The organism is Paenibacillus sp. CFBP13512, from assembly GCF_005233705.1.
GTDB lineage: Bacteria > Bacillota > Bacilli > Paenibacillales > Paenibacillaceae > Saccharibacillus > Saccharibacillus nuruki.
The window spans coordinates 200,594-218,088 of the sequence record NZ_QGAD01000006.1; the positions used below are offsets into that span (position 1 = coordinate 200,594).

General features: G+C 41.7%; 13 protein-coding genes. 2 read left to right on the forward strand and 11 right to left on the reverse strand.

What is annotated here, in order from left to right; all coding sequences use genetic code 11:
• Nucleotides 1-6: 6 nt before the first annotated feature.
• From PaeCFBP13512_RS11320 to PaeCFBP13512_RS11345, 6 genes are all read right to left on the reverse strand, one after another.
• A complete protein-coding gene (locus tag PaeCFBP13512_RS11320) occupies nucleotides 7-828 on the reverse strand; it encodes an ABC transporter permease (RefSeq protein ID WP_069327666.1) in 822 nt (273 codons plus the stop codon).
• 180 nt (nucleotides 829-1,008) lie between these two features.
• The gene (locus PaeCFBP13512_RS11325; protein ID WP_137223261.1) at nucleotides 1,009-2,001 is read right to left on the reverse strand and encodes a nucleoside hydrolase; all 993 of its coding nucleotides are present in this window, start codon (nucleotides 1,999-2,001) and stop codon (nucleotides 1,009-1,011) included.
• A gap of 84 nt (nucleotides 2,002-2,085) precedes the next feature.
• Nucleotides 2,086-3,162: an ABC transporter substrate-binding protein gene (locus PaeCFBP13512_RS11330; RefSeq protein WP_137223140.1), complete on the reverse strand. Its 1,077-nt coding sequence runs from the start codon at nucleotides 3,160-3,162 to the stop codon at nucleotides 2,086-2,088.
• A 229-nt stretch (nucleotides 3,163-3,391) separates the two neighbouring features.
• The gene (locus PaeCFBP13512_RS11335) at nucleotides 3,392-3,739 is read right to left on the reverse strand and encodes a DUF2294 domain-containing protein (RefSeq protein WP_137223262.1); all 348 of its coding nucleotides are present in this window, start codon (nucleotides 3,737-3,739) and stop codon (nucleotides 3,392-3,394) included.
• A gap of 327 nt (nucleotides 3,740-4,066) precedes the next feature.
• Complete coding sequence (locus PaeCFBP13512_RS11340; protein WP_137223142.1) at nucleotides 4,067-5,020, reverse strand: nucleoside hydrolase; 954 nt, start codon at nucleotides 5,018-5,020, stop codon at nucleotides 4,067-4,069.
• Between the two features lie 164 nt (nucleotides 5,021-5,184).
• Nucleotides 5,185-6,087, reverse strand: a complete 903-nt coding sequence (locus PaeCFBP13512_RS11345) for a diacylglycerol/lipid kinase family protein (protein ID WP_137223144.1) — start codon at nucleotides 6,085-6,087, stop codon at nucleotides 5,185-5,187.
• 359 nt (nucleotides 6,088-6,446) lie between these two features.
• Here PaeCFBP13512_RS11345 and PaeCFBP13512_RS11350 point away from each other — a divergent pair, with 359 nt between their 5' ends.
• Nucleotides 6,447-7,313 (forward strand): YitT family protein, encoded by an 867-nt coding sequence (locus PaeCFBP13512_RS11350; RefSeq protein WP_069327660.1) that lies wholly within the window; start codon nucleotides 6,447-6,449, stop codon nucleotides 7,311-7,313.
• A gap of 320 nt (nucleotides 7,314-7,633) precedes the next feature.
• On the opposite strand, the gene PaeCFBP13512_RS11355 is transcribed toward PaeCFBP13512_RS11350, so the two are convergent.
• From PaeCFBP13512_RS11355 to PaeCFBP13512_RS11370, 4 genes are all read right to left on the reverse strand, one after another.
• Nucleotides 7,634-9,490, reverse strand: a complete 1,857-nt coding sequence (locus tag PaeCFBP13512_RS11355) for an ABC transporter ATP-binding protein (protein WP_069327659.1) — start codon at nucleotides 9,488-9,490, stop codon at nucleotides 7,634-7,636.
• Nucleotides 9,487-11,220, reverse strand: a complete 1,734-nt coding sequence (locus PaeCFBP13512_RS11360) for an ABC transporter ATP-binding protein (protein WP_137223146.1) — start codon at nucleotides 11,218-11,220, stop codon at nucleotides 9,487-9,489. Before PaeCFBP13512_RS11360 ends, PaeCFBP13512_RS11355 begins: the two co-directional genes overlap by 4 nt.
• Nucleotides 11,220-11,723: a MarR family winged helix-turn-helix transcriptional regulator gene (locus tag PaeCFBP13512_RS11365; RefSeq protein ID WP_241669351.1), complete on the reverse strand. Its 504-nt coding sequence runs from the start codon at nucleotides 11,721-11,723 to the stop codon at nucleotides 11,220-11,222. Before PaeCFBP13512_RS11365 ends, PaeCFBP13512_RS11360 begins: the two co-directional genes overlap by 1 nt.
• Before the next feature lie 194 nt (nucleotides 11,724-11,917).
• Nucleotides 11,918-12,436: a MarR family winged helix-turn-helix transcriptional regulator gene (locus tag PaeCFBP13512_RS11370; RefSeq protein ID WP_069327657.1), complete on the reverse strand. Its 519-nt coding sequence runs from the start codon at nucleotides 12,434-12,436 to the stop codon at nucleotides 11,918-11,920.
• A 140-nt stretch (nucleotides 12,437-12,576) separates the two neighbouring features.
• Here PaeCFBP13512_RS11370 and PaeCFBP13512_RS11375 point away from each other — a divergent pair, with 140 nt between their 5' ends.
• Nucleotides 12,577-15,075, forward strand: coding sequence for an S-layer homology domain-containing protein (locus PaeCFBP13512_RS11375; RefSeq protein ID WP_137223148.1), 2,499 nt, complete (start codon nucleotides 12,577-12,579; stop codon nucleotides 15,073-15,075).
• A 118-nt stretch (nucleotides 15,076-15,193) separates the two neighbouring features.
• Here the strand turns inward: PaeCFBP13512_RS11375 and PaeCFBP13512_RS11380 are convergent, their stop codons facing one another.
• Nucleotides 15,194-17,488 carry an ATP-dependent DNA helicase gene (locus PaeCFBP13512_RS11380; RefSeq protein ID WP_137223150.1) on the reverse strand — a complete coding sequence of 765 codons (2,295 nt, stop codon included), beginning with the start codon at nucleotides 17,486-17,488 and terminating at the stop codon, nucleotides 15,194-15,196.
• Nucleotides 17,489-17,495 lie beyond the last annotated feature (7 nt).

Consider the following 17,495-nt stretch of genomic DNA (forward strand, 5'->3'; position numbering starts at 1 on the left):
TTCGTCTCACCCCTTCGGATTCAATTTCGTAGCTACTTTGTTCATCAATCCTACAACAACCAGTGTAATCACAATCATAATCGTAGCGATCACTGAAGCTAGATACCAATCATTTAATGTCATTGCATTCTGATATAGGAATGTAGAGATTACCCGTTCTTTGCCTCCAAGCAAGGCTGGAGTGGTATACGCGGTTAGACTACCGACAAATACAAGTACACTTCCGATGATCAGACCCGGAATCGTGAGCGGAAATAATACTTTACGCAATGCTGTAAACCGAGAAGCGCCCAGACTTTCTGCGGCACGAATCAGTTCACTATCTACATTTTCCATCACACCTACAAGTGTAATAATGATCAATGGTAAAAATAGATGCACCAGTCCGATAATCATCGCTGTTGGTGTATACAAAATTTCGATCGGTTTATCGACAATCCCAGTAGCGACCAGAGCATTATTCACTAGACCTTTACGTCCTAGAATAATCATCCAGCTAAACGAGCGCACAACAGGGCTGGTCAACAACGGAAAAATAGATAAAGCTAGTAAAATCCCTTTTTTTCGTGTACCCAAGCGAGAAATATAGTAAGCCACCGGATAACCGAGAGCGATACAGATCACAGTTGTAAATACACTCACTCGTAGAGTTGTCAGTAGAATCCGATTGAAATACGCATCTTTGAAAAAGTACAGATACCCTTCCAAGGTAGGCTTGCCTTCTTGCACAAACGTTGAGCCAATCGTCAATATAATCGGGATCAGCATAAATACGGTAAGGAACAGCAGCCCGGGTAGGAGCAGCCAGTACATCTTATTGATTTTCATAGGTGGATACGCTCCTATCTGAGCAGAATTAAGGTGGTTCTTAGGGATAGAGCAATTGGTTTTACTTTTAGAAAATCCACCCTATCTTCAATGGTACGGAGTATAAGAACAAAGTCTTTTCTGAAGCGGATACCCTAACCACATCAAAAGTTAAATGATTAGTCCACTCTAAGCACACTGCTATTTTAAAGAAATCTGCTCTGCATTTTCGATCAGTTCTAGTTCTACACTTGCTACAGGCTCGGTTGCTTTGAGATTGCTAAGGGATTCCAAAAAGATTTTGAAAAAGGCGATATGGTTGACCGTTAGAGCGACTTGGACGTTAGGTTGTTTGCCTAGACGATTTTGAAAATCGCATACCGTTTGTCCATCGCATAAATCGCTGTTGGTTTCGATATCGACGTGATATAACGTGGTGCTAATCACATCGGGATACAGAGCGGCGGCTACAGCAAGCGGGTCATGCATAGCGCATGCTTTGACTCCATTGCGTTGTTCGTAGCGCTCCATATAAGCGGATGTGCTCTGACCTACATACACTGCGATTTCAGGTTGAGCGGTACGATTGAGCGCACCGAGATGGTTGTTGTTTAGCAATACTTTGCGTGTCACATCTAACGGTACAAGGACTAGATTGGCAAAGCCTGCATTTAGGACTTGCTTGGCGGCTTCAGGATCGACGTACATATTGTATTCGGCTGTTGGTGTGATATTACCGTATTCATTAACGGCTCCACCCATAATGACGATTTCTTTGACGTTAGCGACAATCTCCGGCTGTTGTTGAATCGCTAATGCTACATTGGTCAGTGGTGCCGTGAGAATCAACGTGATCTCGCCGGGATGGCTCATAATTTGCTCAATCATAAATTCATGAGCGGCTTGAGGTTGAACCTGCTGCTCCACTTGCATCTCCGTTAAGGCGCCACCGATCCCATCATTGCCATGAACTGAATGTTCGAATCTAGGCTCTCGAACTAAAGGAGCATCTGCTCCTGCAAAAACAGGAATATCCGTACGATCGATCAACTGTAGAATTTTGAATGTGTTCGTCGTCGCTTGCTGCATGGATACATTCCCATTAACCGTCGTAATCCCTAAAATGTCACAACTTCCACTACCCACAGCTAGCATGATTCCAAGCGCATCATCGATTCCTGTGTCGACATCCATAATGACTTTCCGTTGCCCTGCACTCAAAATACATCCTCCTTTGATCTTTAATATGTGGTTGTAAAGATCGTACTTTATTGGAGCTTAACCTCCGATTTCGCGGTTCCAACGATCTGTCCATACCGGCATACTTTTATTCACAAATTCCATATCTAACTTACGTAGATTCTCTATAATATCTGCACCATACGTAATTCCTTGTGCTTCTTCATCTGTCAGTACCACATCTTTATTGACAGGAGAATCAACTTTGGCTTTGGCAGATTTCTCTTGTACGTCTTTGCTCAACTGCCAGTCGATAAATTCTTCAGCCAGTTCTTTGTTATCGCTACCTTTGACGATGTTCACTGTATTGATAACGGCATAAGCCCCTTCGGATGGAGTGACGAACTTCGCACCCGGTACAGCGGCTTGAATATCTTTGAAATACATTTCCATAATCGGGCCACCTGCAATCTCTTCTTGTCCGATCATATTGACGTATTCCGAGGTTTGGCTATAGTATTTGACCACACTCGGGTCTAATTTTTTTAATTGAGTAAATGCTGCATCTTCGTTAAATTCTTTATTGCCTGCTACACGTGAAGAAGCATCGATCATCATCGGGCCTGCGGTTGCTGTAATCGCTGGCATCGTTAAGTTATTAGCAAATTCAGGCTTCCATAGATCGCTCCAAGAAGTTACCTCACCACTCACTAATGCTGGATTGTAGGCGATACCGAGCTGAGCTACCGTATAAGCAGGTCCATATTTTTCGCCATTGGGTGCTTTGGCAATATCATAAATCTGATCTAAATTCGTTAATTGGGTACGATCAATCGGTTCTAGTAAATCATCGTCAATCGCTTGTTGGGCATAATAATCAGAGAGGTAGATGAGATCCACATTCGTACTGCCCTGACGAATTTTGTTTAATCGTTCTGCATTATTACCTGTTTCGAGTACGATTTTGACATTGTGTTCTTTTTCAAATGGTTGGAATACCGATTCTTGTAGAAAATCTTCGGAAAAGCCCCATGTCGAGATAACCAATTCCTTTTGTCCGTCTGCACTGCCACCTGTGCTTGCATTACCGTTCTGATCAATCGTTGTTCCACAACCTGCAAGCCCTACACCTGCTAATGTTAATGCCAGCAATCCACTCATCCACTTTTTACTCATTGTTTGGTTTCCCCTCTCAAATGGTTGATTCTGAATAACAATGTTGCAACAATTACCTATAAACAAACAAAAAAGAAAAGTATCCTTGTAAGAACAAGAACACTTTTCTTCGATAAACAAAGCAAAGCGGTACCCGTTACAAACTGATCTGCATCCGGTCACCTTTTAAGATAGATCAAAAAAGGAAATCCGCCAGTCAGGTTGGCGTGTCAGTTGAAACCAGCTTGCGTTATTGATTCTCTGCCAGTACCACATTGGTAAAAGCCCATTGGGTAGACGCATCATAATCGCGCAATATAGCTTCAATATTCAATTGTAATTCTTGTTCTAACTTCTCACGAAATTTGCGCTTATAGACAGTCGATAAACGAAAATCGACTTCCTGCTTGAGTGCAGGATCTTCGCCTTCAAGAGCAGCCGACCGCGGAGAACGTCGATGTCTGGCTTGAAAAGTAATAATATGATCTTCAACCGTAACTCGTAATAACGTAGTTCCGTAACCAAATAGTTCTTTGGATACTTCGTTATACAACTGTGCCATTTTCTTTTTGGACTCATTATGATCCAGAAGATTCATCTTATCACCTTCACTGGTAAATGTCGTACGTTTGGTTCGTCCGACCTCGTTATTATACATAAATTAATAGTGTGGAGCAACATAATTAGGCTATTTAAAATAAATTTTGTTCTATAAGCGAACATTACGTGTAAGCATATTCCAATTCATCCGTTTTATTGAGCTTCAATTTCTACTATTTTGTCTAGAAAATGAATGTAATTATTCTATATCTTATCTATCCTACACCTTTTTGGGATATCGTCAAAAATCCGCCTGTAGTTGACCTAGTATATAGGTTTGGACAGACGGATCATATACAGCTTGGAATGTATGTTATCTGATATATTAATAACGAGCAGGTGCTGATTTCTTCGCAAGTTCTATCATATAATCAAAAAACGCAGTCGGATTCGTATCATAGACAAAATTCACTGGACGACCATCTGCTTGTTCTACAGTTCTACCTTGTGATGGACCATCTGGAATCACTACGCAATGAACGACTTTTTTCTGTACAATATCTGGACGACCAATGGATAACGTAGTCAGTACATCCCAGAAGTAGTAGGTTGAATTGTTCTCCATATGTACAAGTGGCGGACAACAAGCATAGCAGTTACCTAAGAAATCAACACCTTCATAACGACGATCGGTTGACCAGCGTTTACGGATGTTAAGGTCTAAAGGTACTTTGATCGTGCTTTCCAAAGCGACAAGATCAATCACAATATTACTTTGCCATACACGGTGTGCCGCTTCCGGGTCCCAGAACACATTCCATTCTGCACTTCCATCATGTTCAGGTTCATCGACATTGCCATGTGCGAATCCGCCACCCATCCAGACTAATTTTTCAATTTTGTCTTCGATTTCTGGTGCTTCATCTAGAGCACGCGCTAGATCGGTAAGAGGGCCAGTAAATAGTAATGTTGTTTTACCTTCCGCCTGTAGCAATTGTTGAATCATATGACGGTGAGCAGGCAATTCAGCCAGTGGTGCTTCCATCGTACCCGATTCATTTAAGATCGGTAATGCATCTACATAAAAGGTATGCATCCGCCAAGCCGCAGGAAATGGATTTTTACCCCGTGAATTAGAACGAGCCACTTCAGGTGCATATTTGCCAAAACGGTCGATAATTTTACGACTCGCTGCTGCTCCTGGCTCCAAATAGCCATCGGCTGGAATAACGGATACACCTATTAATTTTACATTGTCCATCTGCAATAACATAAATAGAGATACTAGATCATCGACTCCAGCATCATGGTTAAAATAAACCGATTGAACTTGTGACATGATTACTTGCTCCCCCTGTAGTGCATCTTTTACTGACGATGCTTGAATTTCACGTTCTCTCTATTCATATCATAATGCCCCCCAGAATACCAGCCAGTGCTAATCCCGCCTATCGTCAATATTTCATAAGATATTATAGGCTTTGGAGGCTATCGTATAACGATTTATTCTATATTGGATACAGGTTCTCCGATCAGAAATGTTAATTTACCGGATAATACGCCTAGCTCTGCGGGTGTCTCCAGATAGATTTCACCATCCATATCAGCAGGCATCGGTTGAGCAGTAGTTAACGTCGCTCGTGTGGTTCGAATATAATCTATATTGCTATATTGCGGATTCCATATTTCTTCTGTTTTGCGACTGACAATTTCACGAAGTAATGGCAATCCCGCCTCACGGATAATCAGCACGTCTAATAGACCATCTTCCAATGAACTTGCTGGAAAAGGTAATGGATTGGTTCCCAAAAAGCGCCCATTTGCCACATAGATCATAATCGCTTCCCCATCGATCTCTCCTTCATCATGAGTCAAATGAAAAGTAAACGGTTCGGCTGTTCGTACCGTCTGTAATGTACTGAGAAAGTAACTGATTTTGCCCAAAGCACCTTTGAGATCAGGATTAATATTTTGCGAAGTCTCTGCAATTAATCCAATCCCGTAAAAGTTAGTAAAATATTGCCCGTTCACCGTTCCGATATCCAGTGTACGGGTATGACGTTCATTGAGTACTTGTGCGGCTCTTTCCATCTGCTGAGGCATTAACAATGCTCGCGAAAAATCATTACAAGTTCCGCCTGGCAATACCCCGATCACTGGAGGATGCTCTAATAGTGCTAATCCATTAATACATTCATGGACTGTTCCATCTCCACCTAAAATATAGACAACATCGTATTGTTCACCCCGTTCATGACATAACTGCTTCGCTTCACCGGGTCGATCTGTACGCCGTACATTTAATTCAGGTAATTGTGATGACAAAATGCCCAAAGCTGTTCCTAGTAATTCGGTCGTCAATGAACCTGCATTTCCATTGTAAATAAGTAGCCCTTTATTATACATAAAAGTACCCCCATGATTGGAGCATAAGATACTTATTCATACCCTTCTTTGCCCTATTTTTAAACGATTAGTAGACAAATACGTACATTTCTCTTGCTTGGCTACGAGAACATGCGAAAAGCTTAATAATTCTGCCTTTTTTGAGGTTTATTGATTAAATTTTACGTTTTATTAGGATTGATAAGAAATTTATGATATTATTTATATAGGTAGCTTATCTTTTTTAGTACGATTGTGCTCTTTAGATATTGTTGAATAGTTCGATAGGTTCGCTTGTTTATGCAAGAATATCCATAACGTATAGCGCTTATGGAATTAATCAATAATCCTACCTAATAATTTGAGAAAGAGGATTGTGTATGCCGAGAAAACACCGCAAATTAACTCCCGTCCAATTGCTCGCCAAATTCATTTTCATTACAACTGGTGCTGTAATGATGGCAGTAGCCCTCGAAATTTTCCTTATTCCTAACAGCGTAATCGATGGAGGAATTACAGGTATTTCAATCATTTTATCGGAAGTGACTCCGATTCCGCTAGGTCTCTTTATCTTTATTATCAACGTTCCCTTTCTGATTATCGGTTATAAACAGATCGGTAAAACGTTTGCTTTTTCTACATTATACGGGATTACAGTCATGTCGTTGATGACAGCTTACTTGCATCATGTACCTGCACTGACAGATGATAAGATCCTAGCCAGTATGTTCGGTGGTGTGATTCTTGGATTCGGGATTGGTCTGGTTATTCGCTTCGGTGGATCACTGGATGGTACAGAGATTGTAGCGATTTTACTTTCCAAACGATTCCATATGCCTGTAGGACAAATCGTTATGATTATCAACGTATTTATCTTTGCTGTTGCCGGGTTTGTATTTGGTTGGGATTCAGCGATGTTCTCGATCTTTACGTATTATATAGCAGCCAAAGTAATGGATATTGTTGTAGAAGGTCTAGAAGAATCCAAATCGGTTACGATCATTTCTTCCGAATACGAAGAAATCTCGCAAGCGATTGTGGATCGCCTTGGACGTAGTACTACTTTTATGTATGCTAAAGGCGGTTATTCCAAAGAAGATACACAAATGATCTATTGTGTCGTGACTCGTCTGGAACTTGCGAAGCTACGGACGATTGTACAAGATATCGACCCTTCTGCTTTCCTTGCGATCGAGCATGTGTCTGAAGTCATCGGTGGTAACTTTGAGAAGAAAAATATTCATTAATATTTCTAGTGAATTATGCTAGAGTAGTATTAAAAAAATGATCATAGCTATTTATTCAGCTAGCAAAGCCTCTTCGCTGTATGGCGAAGAGGCTTTTTATGTTTTACAGATAAAACTGAGATGATAACCTATCATTTCTTTGTTAAAATCCGAATAAGATTGGTGTTGTAGTTCGGTCTAGGAGCTACCTCGTGCTGGTCTTATTTATTTTCAAAAATTCTTATACTATATAGAATACTTTCAATAAAAAAAGCACGATCTTTTTCCTCTTTTAAGGATAAAGATCGTGCTTTTTATTATATTTTCTTTTTGATATGACGTTAATTTGCTATCTTCACCTGTCCAGTAAACTGACTATTGTACAGATCCGCATAAAATCCTTCTTGCTCTAACAATTCCAAATGCGTACCTGTCTCAATCACTTTACCGTGATTCATCACTAGAATCAGATCAGCTTCACGAATCGTCGATAAACGGTGAGCGATCACAAAGTTAGTACGCCCTTCCATCAACGTATTCATCGCTTGTTGGATCAATACTTCGGTACGGGTATCGACACTACTGGTCGCTTCATCCAGAATCAGAATCGCAGGATCCGCTAAGATCGCACGCGCAATCGTTAATAACTGCTTTTGACCTTGTGAAATATTAGAAGCTTCTTCATTCAGAACAGTATCATAGCCATCTGGTAATGTACGGATAAAATGATCCGCACGCGCCGCTTCAGAAGCTCGTATAATTTCTTCTTCTGTCGCATCTTCACGTCCGTACGCAATATTATCGCGAATACTTCCACCGAACAACCAGGTGTCTTGCAATACCATTCCGAATAAGCTGTGTAGTTCAGCACGTGACAATTCACGGATATTTTGACCGTCTATCGTGATCTGTCCGTTATTCAGTTCATAGAAACGCATTAACAGATTGATCAATGTCGTTTTCCCTGCCCCAGTCGGACCTACAATCGCAACTGTCTGTCCGGCACGTACCTCAATATTCATATCTTCAATTAATAATTCATCTTTTTTATAGCCAAAAGCTACATGTTCGAACGTGACATGACCACGTACAGGACGAGCAATCGTAGCTGTCGCTTGATCTTCTTCTTCCTGCTCATCCATAATTTCAAAAACACGCTCTGCTGAAGCAATCGTGGATTGAATAATATTAGAGATATTGGCAAGCTGTGTGATCGGTTGCGAGAATTGACGAGCATACTGGATAAAGGCTTGTACGCCACCAATCCCTACTGTTCCACGAGTGACCATAATACCGCCAATTACACAGATTAATACATAACCAATATTACTGATAAATGACATTAACGGCATAATCGTACCGGAAATGTACTGTGCTTTCCAACCCGACTCATACAGCTTTTCATTTAACTCATCAAATTGGGCTAAAGACTGCTTTTCCCGTCCAAATGCTTTGACAACACGGTGTCCGGTATACATTTCTTCCACATGTCCATTCAGATCACCCAGTGATGCTTGTTGTCCGGCAAAATGCTTTTGTGAACGCTTAGCAACCACAATCGTGACAAGCAGACTCAGTGGAATCGTTAAGATCGTAATTAGTGTCAACAGTGGGCTAATCGTCAACATCATAATGATTACACCCACCAGTGTCACGATCGATGTAATCAACTGGGTCAGACTTTGCTGTAATGTATTGCTAATATTGTCCACATCATTGGTTACCCGACTCAGCACTTCACCATGAGACTGCCTGTCATAGTAACGCAACGGTAGACGGGACAATTTGCTTTTCACATCTTTCCGCATTTCATAAACGGTATTCTGAGCAACACCAGACATAAAGTATTGCTGAAAATAAGCAAACAACGAACTAAATAGATACAATCCTGCCAGAATCATTAGCAGATCAATAATATATCTAAAGTTAATAGCAGTTCCTCCGGTGACACTGTTAAACAATTCATCTGTCGCCATTCCCATAATACGGGGAGCCACAATACTGAATAATGTACTGAGCACCGCAGCAATTAGCACAACAAGTAATTGCATACGATAAGGCTTCAAGTAAGCTAGCAATCTTCGTAATGTGCCTTTAAAGTCTTTAGGCTTTTCGCCCGGTAAAGACATCCGTGGTGGTCCACCCATTTGTCCCGCTTGAGGTCGTTGTGGAGGTTTCGGTTTTTCTTCTTCACTCATGCGATTTCCTCCTCCGACAGTTGCGAAGATACAATCTCACGATAGACTTCGCTACTTTCTAGCAATTCACGATGGGTGCCTCGACCCACAATTTTGCCATCTTCTAACACAATAATCTGATCAGCATCCATTACTGTACTGACACGCTGAGCAATCATCAAAACAGCAGCGTCTGTTGTTTCTTCTTTGAGTGCTGCACGCAATCTAGAATCAGTTTTGAAATCAAGTGCTGAGAAGCTATCATCAAAAATATACAATTCTGGCTTGCGTACCAATGCACGAGCTATCGACAACCGCTGCTTTTGTCCACCCGATACATTCGAACCGCCTTGAGCAATCACTGAATTGTATCCTTCTTTCATTTCACTAATAAATTCAGAGGCTTGCGCAATCGTAGCCGCATGCTTCATTTCTTCATCGGTAGCTTGTTCATATCCATACCGAATATTTTCTGCTATTGTGCCTGTAAATAATAATGCTTTTTGCGGTACATAGCCGATTTTCGCACGCAGTGACGCTTGATCACGTTCACGAATATCAATACCATCGACCAGAATTTGCCCACTTTCCACATCGTAAAAACGTGGGATCAGATTCACCAGTGTCGATTTTCCTGATCCTGTTCCACCGATAATGGCAGTCACTTCACCACTTTTGGCTTGAAACGAAATCTGTTCCAAAGCAGGTTGCTCTGCTCCTGGATAACGGAAGGTTACATTATCAAAAATCACACTGCCACGGCGCTCTTGAAGTGTTGTAGTCACAGGTTGTTCAGGATCTTCAATCTCTGGTTTCATTTGCAAGACTTCATTAATACGGGTTGCAGAAGCCGAAGCTCTTGGCACCATCACGAAGATTACAGATAACATTAAGAAGGAGAATAGAATCTGAGTCGCATACTGAATAAATGCCATCAGATCACCAACTTGCATATCACCATAACTAATACGTACGCTACCGAATCCAATAATCGCAATAATCGAGAAGTTCAAGACCAGCATCATAACAGGCATCATCAATGCCATCAATTTATTAACCGAAATCGCTGTATCCGCTAGATCACGACTGGCTCCATCAAACCGTTTACTTTCATACGTATCCCGATTAAATGCACGAATCACGCGCAGCCCGGTCAGATTTTCACGCATGACCATATTCAAGCGATCCAATTTGCTCTGCAATGCTTTGAATAGTGGCATTCCTTTACGAGCAATACTAAAAATCGCAAATCCTAACAATGGAATAACAACAACGAAAATAAGTGATAACTCTGCATCTTTGGAGATCGCCATAATAAGACCGCCAAGCATCATAAGCGGAGCCATTACCATCATCCGTAACATCATCGTTAGCACTTGTTGAAGTTGTGTAATATCATTGGTTGTACGCGTAATTAAAGAAGCTGTTCCGATACGATCAAATTCTTGCAACGAAAAATTTTCGACATGTGAAAATACACGACTGCGTAGATCACGACCAAAACCGATCGCAATCTTGGCTGAAAAATAACTAGCCGCGATGGAACATAACATTCCACCTGCGGCAAAGAGTAACATATATAAGCCAATACGCACAATATAAGCTGTATTCCCTGCCGCTATACCTGTATCTACAATATCAGCCATTAATGTAGGCAGGAACAATTCTGACATCGTTTGCAAAAATACCAACAGCAGAACCAGACCGATTCCACCGTAATACGGTCGAAGCTGTCCTAGCAGTTTGGTCATTACTCTGCATCCCCTTTATGTTCTGGCTCCGCAGGTTCAAACACTCGTTCTTGAAAATATGAAAAAACGCGACCCAATAATTCGGTTAATTTGCGACTATCTTCTTCTCCTAGATAATCAACCAAACCTTCAAATGACGTTTTGAATACAGCTAATGACTGTTCCATAATCGCTGCACCTTTATCAGTCAATGTGACACGAACAGCACGACGATCGCTTTGATCCATATTGCGCTCAACCAATCCATCGTTTTCCATCCCTTTGATCAATTGTGTAACGGTTGGAGACGTAACCCGAAGCAGACGACTAAGTTCAGAGACTTGCATCCCGCAACTGACCGAATCTGCTTTGTTACCGATACAGATCAAAGCCATAATTTCACTTGGTTTATATCCCGCTACTGGCTTTTGACGCCAATCTGCTTTACGAAAAAGACGAAACGCACGTAATAACTCTTCACCCATCGGTGATATTCCTTCAAACTTCAAATCTTCTTCCACCATTTATTCACCTCAACGTAAAATCCTATTATTTAGCCATACTAATTATTAGGTTAACTAATTTTAAATCTGTATGCAAACCTTGTCAATGTTTATAACCATATACTTTTAATTATATACACTTTTCGTAATAATCCTACATTTAATTCTTTATTTTAAGAGAATCCGTTTTATTTATATTTATATGGTAAATAATGTTATATCTCAAGCTGACTGCTTACTTCAAAACCTTCTCGAAGTTTGGATATCAGTTCCTGCATTTTCACAAAATCATCCTCATCGAACTTGGACGTAAGAGCAATCATTAAGCCAACATAGCCTTCTACATTTTGCTCTACAAATCGCATTCCTTTGTCGGTTAATTGCACCGATGTACGACGACGGTCTTTGGCATCATGAATTCGTTTTACCCAACCTTCAGCTTCTAATCCATCCACCAGACCGGTAATCGTTCCTCTCGTCACTTGTGCTCGATCTGCCAATTCAGAAGGTAACAGACTACGATTCGTATCGGCATACAAAATGCATAACATCATAATTTTGCCCCGGGATAATCCCATCCCTGCAAAACGGGCATCCATACTTTTAAAAATCTCTTCAGCTGTACGGATAAATTGAATCGTTGTTTTCACCGATTGCGCAGCTGGTGTATGTTCAGGTATCCCTGTTAATTTCATAAAAGTCTGACTTAATACCTCCGAAATCTCCAACTTCACACCGATCACTCCTGATTCTTAACAAATTTTTAATCTTTTTTGCATAAAAATGTAAAGTTAAATCATTTGATTACGATAAACAGTTATATAGGTTTGCAAATTCTTGCGAACTATTCATATATAAAGGAGGACTATAACTGATGAGCAGTAATCCGTTTTACCCACGCCGTCTGCTACAAACAGGTATCTGTAGTGTGATGGCTGTCTTGTTACTACTACCACCGATTCCAACACACGCATCAGAATTAGCAAGACATGTGCAGAACGGTCAGGATACATTCCTGGGTGGAACCTATATTGAACTTGGGATTTCCAGCAGTGGAACACTCGGCACAGACAGTGACAGCCCATCCGGTTTTCATCCCGGAGATTTGAGACGCAATATTGGTATGAATGTGGACAAAGACGGTTATGATTTTGGTAAGGACATGACCAGTGGTGATTATGTATTGCCGGGAAGCCCTTCAGAAGGTTTTGTGGTCGGTTACAAACCGTCTGTATCTTCTAAGTCTCCACTCACATTTGTGAACGAAGAACAAAGTGGAAGTATTGATATTCCAAGCACCACTCAGGATTTATCCACGGATGAGCAATTAATCGCTCAAACATCTGGCAACACATCTGATCAAGCACTCGCTGTCCAACAGAACATTTCCTTCAAGCCGGGAAATGCTTTTTTCAAAACAACTATCACACTCAAAAATAACAGCGTTACAGATTCCGTGTACGATGTTCATTATATGCGCTTCCTTGATCCTGATATTGATGCTGATTTCCATGAAGATAACAGTACGATCAACTGGGTTCCTTCCAATCCACCTCAAGATGCCGAAGCGATTGCAGCGGCGATTGGGAATACCAGTGATAATATTTTCATGTATGTGGCACAAGATCCACGTGCTCAAGCATCTGTAGGATTCAGTCGTAACCCTTATATCGAACCTGCTTTTAAAAAAGATGGCGGTCAGCATATTCCAGCTGATCTTACCGATGATTGGTTAACACTGACATTTAATGCTGGCGATCTAGAACCCGGTGGCACAACCGAATTGGTATTCTATAGTAGTCTAGATTCCAATATGAATGGTGCGCTATCTAAAATTAGAGAAGATTATGCGGCGAGCACACTGGCTGTCCCTTCCGAGATCACGTTAACCGGCGATACGATTGCATGGAACGTAGATGCTGGCACAACAGCAGGCTTACTGAACACTTCTACTCAAAATCCAAAAGTACAAGATTCCTTTACCTACACATTGATTGGTGGCGAGGGAAGCAGTGCTAACGATTATTTCACGATTCAAGATAATCAGGTGAAGACCACCAAAGCACTGACACGAGGCGTTACCAGCTATCCAATTCGTGTATTAGCAACAGGAAGTAATGGCAGTAATTTGGAACAAAGCTTTGTGATTCATGCCACTGCACCTGATTTGGGAACAGATCTTGCTTCTTTATCTATTGAAAATGGAGCTTTAACTCCTTCATTCTCACCTGAAAATACAGCCTATGCGGTAACATTACCTGATGGAACCACACAGACAACAGTAAAAGCGAGTGTCTATAATCCAGACGCATCACTTCTCATTAATAATGTAACAGTAGCAGATAGTGTATATGCGGAAGAACCGATTACACTTCAATCTGGATTAACAACGATTACGCTCGAAGTGCGTGGTACTAATGGAATTTCCAAATTTTATAAGGTTCAGGTATCTTCTAATTCGACACTTCCACCTGTAGTACCTGTTGAGACTACAGAACCTGTTCCAAATGATTCCGTACCAGCAATGCCAACACAGACGACTCCAATAACAGACACGTATACAGGCTTGCCAGTCTCTCCACCACTGGTCATAACAGCACCATTTGTACCTGTTGTACCGACTGAACCATTACCATCAACTGAAGTGGTCACTGGCGGTGGAGGCGGAAGCGCTATTGGAGCATCTGCGCTGGATGATAATCCAACGTATAATGAATTAGCGAACGGCACTGCCACTACACCAGCTAAAAATACCGATGCAACGACCAAAGCACCTCCAAAGTCGACAACCAATGTCAAAGCAAGCAGTTATATTCAAGGTTATCCAGATGGCACATTCCGTCCTGATCAGAAAGTGACTCGTGCGGAATTATCAGTGATGTTGGAGCGTGCTCTGATATTACAACAGGCAGGATTACCGGCAACTGGAACTAGCAGTACCGATTTTAAAGATGTACCGACTTCATACTGGGCAGCTTCCAGTATTCAAAGTATCGAAGGAAGCGGTTGGTTACAAGGGTATCCGGGTGGCAACTTCAAGCCTGCTCAACCGATGACCCGCGCTGAACTCGCTACATTGATTACTCGCTGGCAAGGACTGAACAGCACATCTACAGCTTTGTTGCCAGCAGATGTTCAAGGGCACTGGGCAGCTGATACGATCAGTGAAGTCATTCAATCCGGATGGATGAAAGGATATCCAGACGGTCAATTTTATCCGAATCAAGCAGTCAGTCGGGCTGAGATTGTTACTGTATTGAATCGTGTACTGGGTGAGGATACTTCTTCTATGTCTACTACAGCAAGTAGCTGGAAAGATGTAACTCCTGGACACTGGGCATATAGCGAAATTACCAAAGCTTCACAGAAATAAGTATTTAAGGGTTACACTATAGAATTGTACGCGAATACCCCTGCACAGTTGCGATATGAACTGTACAGGGGTATTTTTTGAATCTGTGATCTATATCTATAAATCACTTTATAAAATCTTATGACTGAGAATCACTGCGCCACTCTGTTGGTAACAACTGATAATAAGGACGTTGCAAAAAGCGATCATCCACCAGCATCAATAGTCCCCGATCTTCTTCGGTACGAATTAGGCGACCTCCCGCTTGAAGGACTTTGTTCATTCCGGGATAGACATACGCATAATCGAATCCATTGAATCCAGCCTGACTGAAATGCTCACGAATCAATTCTCGCTCAGGTCCAATTTGTGGTAGCCCTACACCGACAATAATGACACCTGTCAGGCGATCACCCGCTAGATCAATCCCTTCACTGAATATTCCACCCATCACCGCAAACCCTGTTAAGGTACGCGGATTATCACTTTGAAAAGCATTTAGAAAACGGTCTCGTTCTTCTTCTGCCATTCCAGACTGCTGAATCAATACATCTGTTTCTACATCTAATGTCTCAAAAATATCAATCACATCTTGCATATATTGATAAGAAGGGAAAAAAGCTAAATAATTGCCTGGTCGCTTATTGATCAGTTGAGCCAGTACATTCGCAAGTTCTGTTCGTGTACGCTCCCGATCCCGATAACGTGTAGACAACGGTACAATCTGTACCTCCAATTGTTCTCGTGAAAAAGGAGATGGAATCGAAATATTATAATCCTCTTCCTCTGCCCCTAACATATCGCGGTAATACCGAATTGGAGATAATGTCGCTGAGAAGTGAATCACTGAGCGATATCCTTTAGCCGTCTGTCGAAGTTGTAGCGAAGGATCAATACAGAACATCCATAAATGCACATCACTACCCTGCACTTCCGCATACGTCATATGACTCTCCATATCATACAATCGCCCAATTCGTAGAAAAGCCTGCACCGCAAAATACGTTTCCAGCAACAACTGGATATCCCCCTGATCTCCTTGCTCTAGCAAGGTAACTTCAGCTCGAATCACAAACTCTTCTAACAGTGGGAAAATCTCTTCTGGTGCTTGTTGTCGCTGGATCAACTTGCCATCTTCGCCTTGCTTCCGTAAACGAATAAAGTACGCATTGATCGCACTGGAGATTTTGGCTAACGATTCCGCCGAGTCTTTATAATCTCTTTTCAAATCCAGAAAAGCAGATTTGTTCAATGCTGCCGAAAACATATTGCGTCCACGATCGACCAGATTATGGGCTTCATCGACTAATAAAATCGTTTTTTTACGCATATCATCGGATAGACGCTTGAAAGAGACTTTCGGATCAAATACATAGTTATAATCGCAAATCACAGCATCTGACGCATACGAAGCATCAATTGATAATTCAAATGGACATAGATGATGCTTTTGCGCATATTGTTCGATCACTGTGCGGGTCATTAGCGTCTCATTACTCATCATATCGAGAATAGCGCCATTAATACGGTCATAGTAACCTTCTGTATATTCGCAATTATCACGTCCGCCTGTACTATTTGCCGAACAGAAGCAGACTTTGTCTTTGGCAGTAATCGTCACTCCATGTAGATTCAAGCCACTGTTTTCCATCCGTTGCAATGCTTCTTCCGCATTGGCTCTGGTGACCGTTTTGGCAGTCACATACATCAATCGTTCTGCTTGTTCGCTTCCGATCGATTTGATCGCTGGAAATAACGTCGAAATCGTTTTACCTGTTCCTGTCGGTGCTTCGGCAAATAAATTCAGTTTCTCACCGATTGTTTTGTAGACTGCTCCTGCAAATTTACGTTGACCGGATCGGTAACCGGCAAAAGGAAACGCTAACTGCTCAATACTATCGTTACGCTTCTGACGGTGCTTGGCGATCATTTCCGCATAAGGTGCATATTCAGCTACCGTATCGTTAGCAAACTGTTGTAGTTGTGCACGGGTCTGTATACGTTCAAGCTTGGTCTCTTTGCCACTGCTTTTGTGTACATACGTTAATTGGATTCTCACCTGTTCCAGATGACGATCTTGTGCGAGGATATAACCGTACATCTGTGCTTGCGCCCAGTGCACCTCTCGCCCGTCTCCAATATCCTCTGCTGAAATCGAAGTGGACTTGATCTCATCGACAGTGAGTAGCCCTTGTTCATCCACCCATAATCCATCGCAGCGCCCTTCGATCCGAAAGAGCAGATCATGATAAGCGATTTCGGTTTTGAGATGGACTTCTTTTTCCCCGTGTTCGCCGTACCCTTCTTGAATCTGTTTGTGAATACGTGTTCCTTCTTGCATCGACTGGGCGACACGGAAGCCTGATTCGATACTACCTGTCCGATACACATATTCCACTAAAGTCCGTACTGAAATATCGATAACGGTCGTCACCTTCCGC

Coding starts and splice junctions, on each gene's coding strand:
- PaeCFBP13512_RS11330 (WP_137223140.1), bottom strand. CDS start 3,162: ATGAGTAAAAAGTGGATGAGTGGATTGCTGGCATTAACATTAGCAGGT.
- PaeCFBP13512_RS11360 (WP_137223146.1), bottom strand. CDS start 11,220: ATGACCAAACTGCTAGGACAGCTTCGACCGTATTACGGTGGAATCGGT.
- PaeCFBP13512_RS11325 (WP_137223261.1), bottom strand. CDS start 2,001: ATGGATGTCGACACAGGAATCGATGATGCGCTTGGAATCATGCTAGCT.
- PaeCFBP13512_RS11350 (WP_069327660.1), top strand. CDS start 6,447: ATGCCGAGAAAACACCGCAAATTAACTCCCGTCCAATTGCTCGCCAAA.
- PaeCFBP13512_RS11365 (WP_241669351.1), bottom strand. CDS start 11,723: ATGGTGGAAGAAGATTTGAAGTTTGAAGGAATATCACCGATGGGTGAA.
- PaeCFBP13512_RS11355 (WP_069327659.1), bottom strand. CDS start 9,490: ATGAGTGAAGAAGAAAAACCGAAACCTCCACAACGACCTCAAGCGGGA.
- PaeCFBP13512_RS11345 (WP_137223144.1), bottom strand. CDS start 6,087: ATGTATAATAAAGGGCTACTTATTTACAATGGAAATGCAGGTTCATTG.
- PaeCFBP13512_RS11375 (WP_137223148.1), top strand. CDS start 12,577: ATGAGCAGTAATCCGTTTTACCCACGCCGTCTGCTACAAACAGGTATC.
- PaeCFBP13512_RS11335 (WP_137223262.1), bottom strand. CDS start 3,739: ATGAATCTTCTGGATCATAATGAGTCCAAAAAGAAAATGGCACAGTTG.
- PaeCFBP13512_RS11340 (WP_137223142.1), bottom strand. CDS start 5,020: ATGTCACAAGTTCAATCGGTTTATTTTAACCATGATGCTGGAGTCGAT.
- PaeCFBP13512_RS11320 (WP_069327666.1), bottom strand. CDS start 828: ATGAAAATCAATAAGATGTACTGGCTGCTCCTACCCGGGCTGCTGTTC.